Annotated in this window: 14 protein-coding genes, 3 tRNA genes and 1 pseudogene; 6 read left to right on the forward strand and 12 right to left on the reverse strand. The window is 59.6% G+C overall.

Going from position 1 to position 12,409, the window contains the following annotated elements; translation table 11 throughout:
* Positions 1-306: 306 nt before the first annotated feature.
* Both NQ018_RS09840 and NQ018_RS09845 read right to left on the reverse strand, forming a co-directional pair.
* Positions 307-975 (reverse strand): rhomboid family intramembrane serine protease, encoded by a 669-nt coding sequence (locus NQ018_RS09840; RefSeq protein WP_257060710.1) that lies wholly within the window; start codon positions 973-975, stop codon positions 307-309.
* 16 nt (positions 976-991) lie between these two features.
* Positions 992-1,519 carry a peptidylprolyl isomerase gene (locus tag NQ018_RS09845; protein ID WP_257038659.1) on the reverse strand — a complete coding sequence of 176 codons (528 nt, stop codon included), beginning with the start codon at positions 1,517-1,519 and terminating at the stop codon, positions 992-994.
* A gap of 56 nt (positions 1,520-1,575) precedes the next feature.
* Here NQ018_RS09845 and NQ018_RS09850 point away from each other — a divergent pair, with 56 nt between their 5' ends.
* The gene (locus tag NQ018_RS09850; protein ID WP_257060713.1) at positions 1,576-2,043 is read left to right on the forward strand and encodes a hypothetical protein; all 468 of its coding nucleotides are present in this window, start codon (positions 1,576-1,578) and stop codon (positions 2,041-2,043) included.
* Between the two features lie 35 nt (positions 2,044-2,078).
* On the opposite strand, the gene NQ018_RS09855 is transcribed toward NQ018_RS09850, so the two are convergent.
* From NQ018_RS09855 to NQ018_RS09870, 4 genes are all read right to left on the reverse strand, one after another.
* Entirely contained in the window at positions 2,079-2,840 is a 762-nt protein-coding gene (locus tag NQ018_RS09855) for an ATP-binding cassette domain-containing protein (RefSeq protein ID WP_257060714.1), read from the reverse strand.
* Positions 2,837-3,850, reverse strand: a complete 1,014-nt coding sequence (locus NQ018_RS09860; RefSeq protein ID WP_257060716.1) for an ABC transporter permease — start codon at positions 3,848-3,850, stop codon at positions 2,837-2,839. The genes NQ018_RS09855 and NQ018_RS09860 overlap by 4 nt, the downstream gene beginning before the upstream one ends.
* Positions 3,847-4,839 carry a substrate-binding domain-containing protein gene (locus tag NQ018_RS09865; protein ID WP_257038660.1) on the reverse strand — a complete coding sequence of 331 codons (993 nt, stop codon included), beginning with the start codon at positions 4,837-4,839 and terminating at the stop codon, positions 3,847-3,849. The genes NQ018_RS09860 and NQ018_RS09865 overlap by 4 nt, the downstream gene beginning before the upstream one ends.
* A gap of 127 nt (positions 4,840-4,966) precedes the next feature.
* Positions 4,967-5,623 carry a YceI family protein gene (locus NQ018_RS09870; protein ID WP_257060720.1) on the reverse strand — a complete coding sequence of 219 codons (657 nt, stop codon included), beginning with the start codon at positions 5,621-5,623 and terminating at the stop codon, positions 4,967-4,969.
* A 104-nt stretch (positions 5,624-5,727) separates the two neighbouring features.
* On the opposite strand from NQ018_RS09870, the gene NQ018_RS09875 reads away from it, so the two are divergent.
* Complete coding sequence (locus NQ018_RS09875) at positions 5,728-6,150, forward strand: OsmC family protein (protein ID WP_257038600.1); 423 nt, start codon at positions 5,728-5,730, stop codon at positions 6,148-6,150.
* A 10-nt stretch (positions 6,151-6,160) separates the two neighbouring features.
* Here the strand turns inward: NQ018_RS09875 and NQ018_RS09880 are convergent, their stop codons facing one another.
* From NQ018_RS09880 to gyrA, 6 genes are all read right to left on the reverse strand, one after another.
* Positions 6,161-7,414, reverse strand: a complete 1,254-nt coding sequence (locus NQ018_RS09880; protein WP_257060722.1) for an ATP-binding protein — start codon at positions 7,412-7,414, stop codon at positions 6,161-6,163.
* Positions 7,415-7,637: 223 nt separating this feature from the next.
* Positions 7,638-7,710: transfer RNA gene (locus NQ018_RS09885), tRNA-Ala, on the reverse strand.
* Positions 7,711-8,051: 341 nt separating this feature from the next.
* Positions 8,052-8,124, reverse strand: a tRNA-Ala gene (locus NQ018_RS09890).
* A gap of 8 nt (positions 8,125-8,132) precedes the next feature.
* Positions 8,133-8,209 (reverse strand) — tRNA-Ile (locus tag NQ018_RS09895).
* Between the two features lie 92 nt (positions 8,210-8,301).
* On the reverse strand, positions 8,302-8,646 hold the full coding sequence (locus NQ018_RS09900; RefSeq protein ID WP_257038601.1) for a DUF3566 domain-containing protein: 345 nt from the start codon (positions 8,644-8,646) through the stop codon (positions 8,302-8,304).
* Positions 8,646-11,207: a DNA gyrase subunit A gene (gene gyrA, locus NQ018_RS09905; protein WP_257052483.1), complete on the reverse strand. Its 2,562-nt coding sequence runs from the start codon at positions 11,205-11,207 to the stop codon at positions 8,646-8,648. Before gyrA ends, NQ018_RS09900 begins: the two co-directional genes overlap by 1 nt.
* A gap of 133 nt (positions 11,208-11,340) precedes the next feature.
* On the opposite strand from gyrA, the gene NQ018_RS09910 reads away from it, so the two are divergent.
* The 4 genes and pseudogenes from NQ018_RS09910 to NQ018_RS09920 all read left to right on the forward strand — a co-directional run.
* Positions 11,341-11,541, forward strand: coding sequence for a CopG family transcriptional regulator (locus NQ018_RS09910; protein WP_257038603.1), 201 nt, complete (start codon positions 11,341-11,343; stop codon positions 11,539-11,541).
* Entirely contained in the window at positions 11,538-11,804 is a 267-nt protein-coding gene (locus tag NQ018_RS09915; RefSeq protein WP_257060724.1) for a TetR family transcriptional regulator, read from the forward strand. The genes NQ018_RS09910 and NQ018_RS09915 overlap by 4 nt, the downstream gene beginning before the upstream one ends.
* Before the next feature lie 137 nt (positions 11,805-11,941).
* Positions 11,942-11,989 (forward strand): erythromycin resistance leader peptide, encoded by a 48-nt coding sequence (locus NQ018_RS11650; protein ID WP_011152926.1) that lies wholly within the window; start codon positions 11,942-11,944, stop codon positions 11,987-11,989.
* Positions 11,990-12,088: 99 nt separating this feature from the next.
* Positions 12,089-12,286 (forward strand): annotated as a pseudogene (locus NQ018_RS09920) (rRNA adenine N-6-methyltransferase family protein); the annotation flags it as partial.
* Between the last annotated feature and the right edge of the window lie 123 nt (positions 12,287-12,409).

Here is a 12,409-nt window from a genome sequence, read left to right on the forward strand (position 1 = left end):
GCCGCGGCTGTGGGATTAACTCCCCAGCCGCGGCTTTTTCACACCTGTGGAAAACGAGGTTCTTCACAGCACATTCCACAGCCTGTGGAAAAAGTTGTTCCACCACTGTTTACCTTTGTGTTTTTTCGAATCAATCTCTAAAAGCCCAGGTGGCTACATTCGAACATGAGGCGTATTCGACCGATGTTCGAGGAACCACAGCGATGTTATTTTCCACAGTGTTACTAACATTGTGGAAAACCCCCTCATGAACAAAAATGTGGAAAACTTCCCTTAGGGTGTGGAAAATCTGCTGGGATGCGCGTGCTACGCAGTTGGGCCGATGCTGGTGCCCACAACCCAAATGAGCACGCACTCCACCACCAGCACGCCAAGAAGGAGCGGCGCCGTGCCCTTTCTCCACGCCACGAGCGGCCAGGCCACGATCGCGCCGGCGATCAGCCCACCTAGGTGCCCCCACAGGGAAACGTTGCCGGAGACGAGTGAAAAGACCACGTTCACAGCCACCAACACGAGTGGGGCGCGGAGGTCCATTTTTCGGCGCACAGCGAGCGCCACGAGGAAGGCCATGAGGCCGTAGAGGGCGCCCGAGGCCCCCGCGGTGGGCGCGAGCGTGTCCATGAGCATCACCGCCAGGGAGCCCCCCAGCCCCGCGATGAAGTATCCAGCGGCGAACTGCCTGCTGCCGATGGCACGCTCCAGCTCGGGGCCAAGCAGCCCCAGCATGAAGAGGTTGAGCGCCATGTGGGTCGCGCCAAGGTGGATAAACATTGAGCCCACGGCGCGAAGCATCGCCACCGGGTCATGCATCTCCGGGGCGAACAGGATCCAGTCTTGCGCCAAGGTGGAGTCCACCCAATTGCGCTCAAGAGATCCGCTTTGTACTGCGGTAACAAAATAGACCGCAAGGATGGCTGCACTGAGAAGGAAGGTCACCGGGGCGCCGGCGAAGTATTTCCTCAGGAGCTCAACCATGCGGTCTGAAGAGGGTTTATTGAATCTCTACGGATTCCACAACCACTGGCTCGACGGGGCGATCCATGCGGTCGGTGGCGGTTCCGGCGATCTCCAGCACAACCTTCTGGGATGCTGGGTCGGTGACCTCACCGAAGATGGTGTGGCGGTTGTTCAGGTGTGGAGTTGGCACAACGGTGATGAAGAACTGGGAGCCGTTGGTACCTGGGCCAGCGTTTGCCATGGCCAGCAGGAATGGGCGGTCGAACTGCAGCTCTGGGTGGAACTCGTCAGCAAAGCGGTAGCCTGGGCCGCCCATGCCAGTGCCGGTTGGGTCGCCGCCCTGGATCATGAAGCCGTCGATCACGCGGTGGAAAATCACGCCGTCGTAGAAGGGGCCGGTAGCTTCACCGGAAGCGTTCTTCTCGGAGTACTCCTTGGTGCCCTGGGCCAAGCCCACAAAGTTTTCCACAGTGTTTGGGGCGTGGTTGCCAAAGAGCTCGATGGTGATGTCGCCGTGATTGGTGTGCAGAATTGCAGTCGAAGTTTTCATGCCCACCATCATAGACAAACCCGCTACGCTGTTGGGGGACAGATCTTTTTCACCGTACAGGAGGCAATATGAACCCCGTCGCTCTTCGCACGGCGTACACCGTAGGCAAGAAGGCTTACGCAAGCTACGCCGAGTACCGCGACCGCAAGGCTCGGGAGGCCTACGAGGCACTCCGTGAGATCGGACAGGAAGCAACGGAAGCAGCGCAGGACGCCCGCAAGCACGTAGAAAAGCGCGTGGAGCAGCGCGTCTCCCCCAAGCCATCCGCTTTCCGACGAGTTGCTACCGCCACTGGAGTATTCGCAGTGTTGGCGGCAGTAGCAGGCGGTGTGTACTACTTCTTCTTCCGTAAGGAGGAAGTAGATACCGAGCCGCCAGTGGTGGAGGAGTACGAGGACGACGAGGCCCAGGAGGCGGAGTCTGTGCTGGTGTACTCCACCCAGACCCCAACCGAGGGTGTACCAGAGCGCGATGAGGAACTGCTCAACGCCCTCGAGGAACAACTCAAGGACTTGGATTCCGAAGACAAGAAGTAAGAAAAAAGCAATGTTTCACGTGAAACATTGCTTTTTTAGCGTTCCAGTTCGTGGCTCAAGGCCTCCAACTGGCCCCCGCCAGCCATTTGCCGCGTGAGTTCCTCAAGGGCGATTTCCGCACGCGGCGCATCCAAAATCTGCCTACCGAGGCCAAGCACGGTGAAGTGATCCCCAATTAGGTAGGCGTGGTGGGGATTGTGCGTAATGAGCACCACGGCAACGCCTCGCTTTCTTGCGGTGGCCACCATCTTCAGCACCATGCCGGACTGCTTGACGCCCAGTGCGGCGGTGGGCTCGTCGAGAATCAGTACTCGCGCGCCGAAGTGCATGGCGCGCGCGATCGCTACCACCTGGCGCTGGCCGCCGGAGAGCGCGTCAATCTCCACATCCACGTTGGGCAGATTGATACCCATGTCTTTGAGCGCCTGGGCGGTGATCTCGCGCATTTCGGCGCTGCGCAGCCGGCCGAGCGGTCCGGTGAGTTCCTGACCAAGGAAGAAGTTGCGCCACACAGACATCTGCCCCACCACGGCGAGGTTTTGATACACAGTGGCAATGCCTAGGTCCAGGGCGGCGCGCGGGGAATCCAGGATGACCTCGTTGCCGTCGATGCGCATCACTCCACCGCTTGGCTGGTGCAGCCCCGCGAGGATTTTGATGAGGGTGGACTTGCCCGCACCGTTATCGCCCAGCACGCACAGCACTTCCCCGGCGCGGACGTCCAGGTTTACACCGTGCAGGGCGTCAAAGGCACCGTAAGACTTTTGGATGTTTTCCAAAGAAATGATGGTGTTCATGATCGGGCCTTTGCGTACTTGCTAAACGAGGTGTTGGTGAATACGGCAAACAGAAGCATGGCGCCAAGGAAGAACTTGAACCAGTCCGGGTTCCAGCCCGCGTAGACGATGCCCTGGTTGGTCATGCCAAAAATCAGCGCGCCGATAGCAGTGCCCACGGCGGTGCCCCTGCCGCCGGTGAGCGCGCAGCCGCCGATCACAGCGGCGATGATGTAAAGGAACTCGTTGCCTACGCCCTGGCCGGCCTGGATGGAGTCGAAAGCAAAGAGGTTGTGCATGCCCACGAACCAGGCGGCAAAGCCTACGAACATGAACAGCACAATCTTGACGCGGCGCACCGGCACACCAACAGCACGCGCCGAGGCTTGATCCCCGCCAACCGCAAAGATCCAGTTACCGAACTTGGTGTAGAACAGCAGGTAGGAGGCCAGGGCCACGAAGAAGATCCACCAGAACACGGTCACGCGCACGCTCACGCCGAACATTTCCACGGAACCCGCAAAGACCATCTGGGCGCTGGGGAATCCTTCCATGTCCGCGATGGTGGGCGTGGCCACTTGGCCTGTGACCAGCTTGGTCACCGCGAGGTTGAGGCCCTGCATCATGAGGAATGCAGCCAAGGTGATGAGGAAGCTCGGGATGCCTGTTCGGGTGACCAAAAAGCCGTTCAGCGCACCAATACTCAAGGCAATGAGCAGGGAAATCCCAGCGCCCACCCAGGAGTTGAGGTGGAAGTTGTAGTTGAGCATCGTGGCGGCGAGCGCGGCGGTGGTCACGGCGACGCCTGAGGAGAGGTCGAATTCATCCCCGATCATGAGTAGGCCCACCGCAAGTGCCACAATCCCCAAAGTGGAGCTGGCGTAGAGCACCGTGGAGAAGGCATCGAGCGAGCGAAACGCCGGGGCGAACACCATGAACAGCGTGAAAATCACCACCGCTCCGAGCAGGCTGGCCAATTCGGGGCGACGCAACCACGTGGAACGTCGGTTATGAAGAGTTTCCGTGCTCATCGCAGACCCTGCTTTGCCGCGTCAGCGATGGTGTTTACGTTGCTGGAATCCACGAAGCTCGGCCCCGTGTACACCGGCCGGTTGCCCCCCACCGTGGACCCGTTACGCTTAGCCAGCCACAATGCGTCCACAGCCATGTACCCCTGCAGGTAGGGCTGCTGGTCCACTGCCCACTGGATCTCACCATTGGTGATCGCGGTGACTAGCTCCGCGTTGGTGTCAAAGGTAGCAATTTGCGCCTGTGACCCACTGGCCGCAACGGCATCCACCGCACTCAGGGCAACGGGGGCAACGAGGCCCATGATCCAGTCGATCGACCGATCCTGCGCCAGCTTTGCCTGGATGGTGGACTGCACGCTCGGCAAATCGCGGCCGTTCACGTACAACAGTTCCACGTTGCCGCCCATGCCCTCCTGAAGTCCTGCACAGCGCGCTTCTTGGGAGGAGTTGCCCTGCTCGTGAATCACGCAGAGCGCATGTTGTGCCCCCTGCTCCGCCAGGCGCTCACCGGCGAGCGTTCCCGCCACGCGCTCTTCTTGGCCAAAGAACGCGGAAATGTCATAGTCCTGGTAAGCATCCATCCCGGCGTTGAGCGCCACGGTGGGGATCCCTGCAGCAACCGCGCGCTGGGCCGCAGGGCCAAGCGCCTGAGCGTTGGGAAGCGTCACGGCCACCCCATCAACGTTGGCGTCGATCGCCGACTGAATCAGGTTCGCCTGATTCGGCGCCTCCGGATCCGAGGAATAGCGCAGCTCAATGTTGTTTTTGCGCGCCGCGTCCTCAGCACCCTTGCGCACCAGATCCCAGAAGGTATCGCCCGGCGCGCCATGGGTGACCATGGCAACCACATATCGGGGCGTATCGACGCCGCCAGCGCTGCCCCCAGACTCCGTTGCACGCGGGGCGCCGCCCGTAGCAGAACAGGCACTGAGCACGATGGCCACCGCGGCCAAGGCGGCCAGGGCGGGGGCCTTCAGTGCGGCTTTGATTGATGTCCGGGAAGTATTCACCAATGCATCGTTGCGCAGGCGAGGCCCGGGGGTCAAGCTCGCTGGCCTGCATGTTTATCGATTAAGTAGTGTTAAGCAGGGTGTTAAGGAACGCAATTTTTTTGCATTATGCGCGCTCCAACACAACCAAGAACTCCACACTTCCCTGATCCTCTACGCTCACAAAACCCAAATCGGGTGCTTGCACATCAAAGTCCGCCCACGTCACCGGCACCGCACCAGCCACCTGGAGCTGACCCGAAACCTGAGTGACCTCAGCGTCCAGCACCACTTGTTGGGTCACGCCGTTGATCTGCATGTCGCCGGTCAAGCTCACCTGCTGCGGCCAACTCTCCCCCAGTGTCACGGGCTGCGTGAGCACAAAGGTTGCAGAAGGATGGACAGAGGTATCAATCGCCTGGGTGCGGAAGTAATTGTCGCGGCGTTCGCTATCGGTAGCCACGCTCGCGAGATCTACTTGGATTTCGGCGGCCACCAGCTCCTGGCCCTCCACCTGCGCGGAACCGCTGACCTCTTCCGTGCGCCCCACCACTGTGACATCAGCGCCATTAAGTACCTCATCAAGGCGGTAGCCCGCGGTGGACCCATCGGCCACGGACCAGGATCCGGTGATGGGCGCATTGGTGACGTCGGCAGGCGCCGCGGAGACGGTGGGTGCGGCAACATCACTGGATTCGCGCGCCGCGTAGAACCTAGGGACGGCGAACGCGAGAAGTGCTACGGCCACGATTGCGGCCACGATCATGATGGTCTTTTTCTGCATGCTTTTCCTTTCGAGTGTGCCCCACCCTAACACCAAAAGGTGACATGTCCACTAGATCACAGAGGGTTCACAGCAACATCCCATCAATCGCGCATAATAGGGCCATGACTGAAGTTGAAAAGCAATACGACGTCTCCATGTCCCGCGTCCACTCACGGCATTACCGGGCCTCGAATGCCAGCGGGGCAAGCATTGAATTTGGCCAAGGCGAGGGCCTCATGAGCCCCGTGGAGGTGCTGCTGGCCGCGATCATGGGTTGCTCGGCAATCGACGTAGACGTGGTGACCTCCCGGCGCAGCGAACCCGAACGCTTCACCGTGCGGGCACAGGGCGACCGCATCAATGAATCCGGCGCCTCACGGCTCGGCGAGATTCGGGTGCATTTTGACGTCTCCTTCCCTGACACCCCGGAAGGCCGCCAAGCCCAAGCCATGATTCCACGGCTGATCCAACTCTCCAAGGAAGTGGACTGCACCGTCTCCCGCACCGTCGAGCACGCCACGCCGGTGAAGTTCACCCACAGCTAGCTGGCGGCACTTAGGGTCCGAGTGCCGTGATGGGCACAACGCATACGCCGTCGGGGCGCCGGTAGCTGAAGCGACCCCCGGTGACCACAATGAGCGCTGCCGGCGCACCGTGCCTGTCTTGGTCGATTTTGCTTGCCATCCGCAGAAGCGAATCCGCAGCGGCATCTGCTGCAGACTCGCCCAGCTTGACCTCGATCCCGGCCCATCTACCATCAGGGAGTTCGAGCACCGCATCAATTTCATGACCAGTTTGGGTATCACGCCAAGAGGCCAAAGTAGCACCCAATGGTTGCCCATAGACCCGCAGGTCACGCATAACCAACGACTCAAAATGGAGACCCGCAGCGTTCAGATCTTGCAAGAGCTGATGGGTCCCAACGCCCAAAGCCGCTGTCCCTAGCGAAGGGTCAACAAAGTGGTGAACCGCGGAGGCACGCAACCGAGTCCGAGAACGCATGTGTGGTCGCCATGCTGGTATGGGTTCAATGAGCATGAGGCGCTCCAGAGCATCCATGTAGTTCTTCATGGTCTCCTGCGCGATTGGCCCGTCTGCTCCACCAACATCTTGCGCCAACGAAGATAGATTCAGTGGAGCCGCTACAGACCTTCCCAGGGAGGAGAGCAGTCTCGTGATATTGCCCGGGTTCCGCCTAGGTCCTAGCCCTGGTACATCCACTTCTACAACGGTTCGCAAATAGTCGCTGAGCCACAATACCGCCTCCCTCTCTCCGGCATTGAGCAAGTCGGGCCACCCACCGATCACCAAACGCTCTAGCAGTTCGACGATGGTCAAACCAGAACTTGCGCCTTCTGGATCGCCACCTTCAAGGAGACGTTGAAGACTCACCTCACCCGTGGAGTGCCCAGTCTCAAACAAGGTCATCGGCCTCATTCGCAGTCGGGCAATCCGTCCAGCTCCAGAATGAACCCGCACCTCGTCACGCGGACGCGAGGAGCCGGTAAGGAGATAGAGACCTTTTTCTGTGTGATCATCAACCGCGCGACGAACCAAATTCCACAGGCGCGGAGCCTCCTGCCACTCATCAAAGACGATCGGCGTTGGAGAAGAAAATAACTGTTCAGGCGCAACTTCGAGCGCCGCTCGAGCCGCCTCATCAACGTCCATCCTAAACACCGACCTTGCCACCTGGACCGCAGTTCGCGTTTTACCAACCGCCTTGGGGCCATCAATAAATACAGCCCCCATTGCTGCCATACACAGGCCTAACTCAGCGTCCACCACTCGAGGTCTGTAATCCGTCATGCCTGAAGTCTACAATCCGTCATTGCTGAAATCTACAATCCGTCATTCTTGAAGTCCGTAATCCGTCATTCCCGAAATTGATAATCCGTCATGCCTGAAGTCTGCAATCCGTCATTTTCCCAGGTCACACCGCAGCCCCCATTCCACCCCTCGACGGACCCTCAAACACAACAAAGACCTTGCAAGGAAGTGATCTTGCAAGGCCTTTGCCTGGGTTGATTTGTGGAGCATAGGAGAATCGAACTCCTGACCTTCTGCTTGCAAAGCAGATGCTCTACCAATTGAGCTAATGCCCCAGTGCCCACATACTTTACCCTAGCTCGTTTGGAGGAAACAAATCCCCCAGTGCTGGCCAGAGCAAGGTGCTTTCGGCCAGCAATTTGGGTCCGCGAGTAGTGGCGTAAGGGTGTGGTCTTATGCCACGAAGCGCAGCACCAGACGCAGGATGCTCAGGATGGAGGAGATGGTGCTCCAGTTGATGCCCAGGCCGGTGATTGCGGAGGAAAGGGAGGTCAGCATAATTGTGCTCCTGAAAATAGATTGGAAAGTACTTGTTGCATTGAACCACAACTGCACCGGAAAGAACAGGTGGAAAACAGATAAGGCTGGGAAACCCGAAGGTTTCCCAGCCACGCTGTGGAGCATAGGAGAATCGAACTCCTGACCTTCTGCTTGCAAAGCAGATGCTCTACCAATTGAGCTAATGCCCCGTTGTTCCTGGTGGGCCTAGCAAGAATCGAACTTGCGACCTCATCGTTATCAGCGATGCGCTCTAACCGACTGAGCTATAGGCCCTGGGAACGAAATAGAACTTTATCCACTTTAGCGAACAAAAACAAATCGCCAGTTCAGGGCCTAAAAACGCTCCCCAGGAACCACTGCCGGCTCTAGTCCCGCTCCTCCCGGAGGGTGAGGGTAATGCCGCCGAACAGATCCACGATGGCGTTGTACACCACCACTGCCAATGGAGTGAGCACGGTGAGGCCGATTGCCAGGATCGCGCCAATGAGGCTTGCGATGCTCAGCACGAGGCCGAAGGTGATGAGCTGTTCACCACCCACACCACCGATGATCTGATTGACCTGCTCCCAAATTCCCACGGCATCGAGGCCCAAGTACAACAGCGCTACGCACAGCACCCACACCGCCAGCCCCACCAGGGAGAGGGCGAGCATGGTGCGAAACGCCGAAAGCGGGGAGATGCGGGTGACGGTTACGGTCCTCGCTGCCATTAGCTCTCCTCACCATCTGGTGCATCAAGCCCAAGCTCGGCCTGCTCCTTCGGGCCGGTCTTTGCACCGGTTGCCACGGCCTCGGCCTCTTCTTCGCCTTCGCCTTCCACGTTGCGGTCGATCGCCAGAAGCTCCACGCCGTCTGGCAGGTTGACCAAGCGCACGCCCATGGTGGCACGGGAGCTTGGTCGGATCTGGTTGACCTCGGTGCGGATCACGCCACCTGCGGAGGTGATTGCAAAGATCTCGTCATCCTCATCCACCACGATCGCGCCCACGAGCTTGCCGCGCTTCGGGGTGTACTTGAAGGTAACCACACCCACGCCGCCGCGGCCCTGCTGAGAGTATTCCTCCAGGCTGGTGCGCTTGCCATAGCCTCCGGTGGTGGCCACCAGCAGGAAGGCATCGGGACGGACCACGGTCATGGACAACAGTTTGTCGTCGCCACGGAAACGCATACCCTTCACACCGGCCGTCGAGCGGCCCATTGGACGCAGTTGGTCATCGTTGGCGCTAAAGCGGATGGACTGGCCTTCCTCAGAGACCAGCAGGAGGTCATCTTCATCGGAGCACAGGGCTGCGCCAATGAGGGTGTCGTCCTCGTTGAGGTTGATTGCAATGAGGCCGCCGGAGCGGTTGGACTCGTAGTCGGACAGGCGTGACTTCTTCACACGGCCCTTCTCCGTTGCCAGGACCAGGTATGGGGCGTCCTCGTAAGACTGGATCTGGATAACCTGGGCGATCTTCTCCTCCGGCTGGAACTCCAGCAGGTTTGCCACATGCTGGCCGCGGGCGGTGCGCGATGCCTCCGGCAGCTCGTAGGCCTTGAGGCGGTACACGCGGCCGAAGTTGGTGAAGAACAAAATCCAGTCGTGGGTCGAACTCACGAAGAAGTGGCGCACCACGTCCTCTTGCTTGAGCTCGGCACCGCGCACGCCCTTGCCGCCGCGGCGCTGGGACTTGTAGGCGTCCACCTTGGTGCGCTTCGCGTAGCCGGTGGAGGTGATGGTGACCACCACGTTCTCGCGCGCGATGAGGTCTTCTTCGGTGACGTCGCCGGTTGCCGCGGTGATCTGGGAGCGGCGCTCATCGCCGTACTTGTCCACAATCTCCTTGAGCTCATCACGCACAATTGCGCGCTGGCGCTCTGGGCGGGCGAGGATGTCCTTGTATTCCTCGATTTCCAGCTCGATTTCGGCCAGCTCGTCAATGATCTTTTGGCGCTCCAGGGCGGCCAGGCGGCGAAGCTGCATGGCCAGGATGTTGTCTGCCTGGATTTCATCGATGTCCAGCAGTTCAATCAGGCCGGCGCGCGCAACTTCCACCGTTGCGGAAGCGCGGATCAGCGCGATGACCTCATCCAACATGTCCAGGGCCTTCACGAGGCCGCGCAGGATGTGGGCGCGCTTTTCTGCCTCGTCCAGGCGGTGCTGGGTGCGGCGGACAATGACGTCAATCTGGTGCGCCACGTAGTAGCGCAGCATCTGGTCAAGGCGTAGGGTGCGCGGCACACCATCCACGATGGAGAGCATGTTCGCGCTGAAGTTGGTTTGAAGCTGGGAGTGCTTGTAGAGGTTGTTGAGCACCACGCGGGGCACTGCGTCACGCTTGAGCGTTACCACGATGCGCATACCAACGCGGTCGGAAGACTCGTCGTCAATGCGCGAGATTCCCGCGAGCTTGCCGTCGCGGACCTGCTCAGCGATGTTGTGGATCAGGTTGTCCGGGTTGACCTGGTATGGCAGCTCGGTGATCACGATGGTCTGGCGGCTGCCCTCCTCCTCGATAGAGGTCACGCCGCGCATGCGGATGGAGCCGCGGCCAGTGGTGTAGGCGTCCTTGATACCCTGGGTGCCCACGATCAGGCCGGCGGTTGGGAAGTCCGGGCCTTTCACAAACTGCATGCAGGCTTCCAGCGCGGAGGCCTCGTCTGCCTCGGGGTTTTCCAGCAGCCAGTAAATGGCTTCCGCCAGCTCGCCGAGGTTGTGCGGTGGAATGTTGGTGGCCATACCCACGGCGATGCCGGAGGAACCATTCATCAACAGGTTGGGAACGCGGGATGGCAGGATGAGCGGCTCTTGAGTCTTGCCGTCGTAGTTTGGTGCAAAGTCCACGGTGTTTTCGCGGATGTCGCGCACCATCTCCATTGCCAGCGGGGTCATGCGGCACTCGGTGTAACGCATGGCGGCGGGGCCGTCGTTACCGCGGGAGCCAAAGTTACCCTGGCCGTCTACCAGGGGGTAGCGCATGTTCCAGTCCTGAGCCATGCGGACCAGGGTGTCGTAGATAGCGATGTCGCCGTGTGGGTGGAAGTTACCCATGGTGTCTGCAACGGGGCGGGCAGACTTCACATAGCTGCGCTCGGGGCGGTAGCCGTTGTCGAACATCGCGTAGAGGATGCGGCGGTGCACTGGCTTGAGGCCGTCGCGGACCTCCGGCAGCGCGCGGCCCACGATCACGCTCATCGCGTAGTCGATGTAGCTGGTCTGCATCTCCTCATTGAGGTCGATGGGCTTCACGCGGTCAAACAGGCTCTCTCCGCCTTGATTGTCGTCGCTCACAACTCACCTTTCTGGTGGATTTTTTGCATTCGCTGGCCAATTCTACTCCAGGATTTTGCTCCCCAAACACCTCTGGAGGCCTGTGAGCGCAATTTTTCGCGCAAAACGGTATCAAAGTGGTATCACTGAGGGTATGGCAATGACCCTTCGCCTCTCCCCCGCCCAAGACCGCGCCCTCACCCTGCTCGCCGAGGCCTCCGGCGTGAGCAAGCAGGAAGCGGCCACGCGCGCCATCATCAGTGCTGCTGCAACGCTGCTTGCCGACGCCGAAGTGCGCTCCATTGCAGCAGAGCTTCTTCCGGAGGTGCGCGCCATGCACCATAGGCTTTCATGAGGGGCTTCACGCCAGAGCAGGTGCTCATTTTGGCCGATGAGTTCTGCGCCGAGTTCGGTTGCGAGATCCGCGATTACGCTGCGCTCGTCTCCATCGCTGCGGTGAGCAATCCGAAGCTGCACACGGTTGAGGTGTTCCCCAACCCTTCCGCGGCTGCGCGCTATCTCTCCCGGCACGTGCGTACCTTAAGCCCCTTAAGCGGCCTGAATGAGCGCTTCGCTGGGTTCGTCGTGAATGCTTTTACGCAATGGAATTTGCGTTGATACTCACAGACTGGTGTAACATTTGAGGCTGTTGTGACTGCAGTGACTGGTGTTGTTTGCTTGGGACTGCGGCGGAAGAGTGACAACACCGCGAGCCCCCATCCGCTCGCGGCTTTTAAATGGATATAATTAGACCCATGTTGATTTCAGGTACCGCTTTCTTGCGGTTGCGCTCTAACCGCTAAGGCGGTTTCCTACCCCGTAGGTTAAAAACCACTCCGGTCCTTTAGCCGGGCGGTCATTTGTCATGCCCGGCTCCTTTTCAACTCCAAGGAGCACACCTGATGTCTGCATACGGACACGGCCGTCACGAACATGGCCAAAATTTTCTCACCGACCACAAGATCATCAACTCCATCATCGACCTTGTAAAACAAACCTCCGGCCCCATCATTGAGATCGGACCAGGAAGCGGTGCCCTCACTCACCCGATGGCCTACTTGGGGAGGGCAATAACGGCAGTTGAAGTGGACGCAAAACTAGGGCGTGTCTCTTATATGCGTAACCAGACCAGAATCGCCGCAAGCACCACTCCCGCGCGATACGTGACCGCGAGCTTGTCATAACGCGTCGCAAGCCCGCGCCACTGCTTCATCAACCCAAAG

The organism is Corynebacterium kozikiae, assembly GCF_024580965.1.
Lineage (GTDB): Bacteria > Actinomycetota > Actinomycetes > Mycobacteriales > Mycobacteriaceae > Corynebacterium > Corynebacterium kozikiae.

What these genes read in the sequence shown, in the direction of transcription:
- NQ018_RS09900 (WP_257038601.1), bottom strand. Translation starts at nt 8,646, where the DNA reads ATGGCAGCGAGGACCGTAACCGTCACCCGCATCTCCCCGCTTTCGGCG.
- NQ018_RS09850 (WP_257060713.1), top strand. Translation starts at nt 1,576, where the DNA reads ATGAACCCCGTCGCTCTTCGCACGGCGTACACCGTAGGCAAGAAGGCT.
- NQ018_RS09845 (WP_257038659.1), bottom strand. Translation starts at nt 1,519, where the DNA reads ATGATGGTGGGCATGAAAACTTCGACTGCAATTCTGCACACCAATCAC.
- NQ018_RS09875 (WP_257038600.1), top strand. Translation starts at nt 5,728, where the DNA reads ATGACTGAAGTTGAAAAGCAATACGACGTCTCCATGTCCCGCGTCCAC.
- NQ018_RS09860 (WP_257060716.1), bottom strand. Translation starts at nt 3,850, where the DNA reads ATGAGCACGGAAACTCTTCATAACCGACGTTCCACGTGGTTGCGTCGC.
- NQ018_RS09910 (WP_257038603.1), top strand. Translation starts at nt 11,341, where the DNA reads ATGGCAATGACCCTTCGCCTCTCCCCCGCCCAAGACCGCGCCCTCACC.
- NQ018_RS09840 (WP_257060710.1), bottom strand. Translation starts at nt 975, where the DNA reads ATGGTTGAGCTCCTGAGGAAATACTTCGCCGGCGCCCCGGTGACCTTC.
- NQ018_RS09880 (WP_257060722.1), bottom strand. Translation starts at nt 7,414, where the DNA reads ATGACGGATTACAGACCTCGAGTGGTGGACGCTGAGTTAGGCCTGTGT.
- NQ018_RS09915 (WP_257060724.1), top strand. Translation starts at nt 11,538, where the DNA reads ATGAGGGGCTTCACGCCAGAGCAGGTGCTCATTTTGGCCGATGAGTTC.
- NQ018_RS09855 (WP_257060714.1), bottom strand. Translation starts at nt 2,840, where the DNA reads ATGAACACCATCATTTCTTTGGAAAACATCCAAAAGTCTTACGGTGCC.
- NQ018_RS09870 (WP_257060720.1), bottom strand. Translation starts at nt 5,623, where the DNA reads ATGCAGAAAAAGACCATCATGATCGTGGCCGCAATCGTGGCCGTAGCA.